Source organism: Psychrobacter sp. 1Y4 (assembly GCF_051847555.1).
On sequence record NZ_JBPYDE010000988.1, the window covers coordinates 1 to 553 of the forward strand.

2 protein-coding genes are annotated in these 553 nt (G+C 52.3%); both read right to left on the reverse strand.

What is annotated here, in order from left to right; genetic code table 11:
* Positions 1 to 314 (reverse strand): XdhC family protein (locus ACS8FC_RS20005; protein ID WP_439298070.1); only part of this gene is annotated, 314 nt, incomplete at its 3' end.
* The coding region (locus ACS8FC_RS20010) for a hypothetical protein (RefSeq protein WP_439298071.1) at positions 307 to 553 on the reverse strand (247 nt) is incomplete at its 5' end. The genes ACS8FC_RS20010 and ACS8FC_RS20005, both read right to left, overlap by 8 nt.

Sequence of the window (553 nt, forward strand, 5' to 3'; positions counted from 1 at the left end):
CGTACCGCTTTAGAAGGAGCTGACGCGCTTGTCTCATTAACTTCAGAAACTTTTGGTTTGACTTGTTTGGATACCGTGGCGGATATCTCACCGTTCAGTAGCTGACGAGCAGTAGTAATCACATCATGCTCGAGACCGCCGCCGCCCAGCGTATCTACGATGCCATCCTGCGTGACGATCATTTTGGCCTGTAGCGCACGCGGAGCCGAGCCATTCACAGCCACAACCGTTGCCAACACATGAGCGATACCTTGCTGTTGATATCGCGCCAGACCTTCATACCAGATCACTGGCGGTGCTAATGACTCACTCACTGTGCGCAGGACCTCTCGCCCCTGCGACATTCGGATGCTCTATCGCTTCTGGCTGCTCATCGGTCTGTTTGCCTGTCACCTCTTTTGGATCGATGTCTTTTGCATGGCGCACATCTTGCGGCATGACCTTATCGTTATAAAGGTCGCCATTTTCTTCTACGCCTTTGACAAGGCTATCCATCGTATCCTTGTCCGCTTTGGTCTCTAGCTCCCATGAGGTACCTTCCATACGCATCACT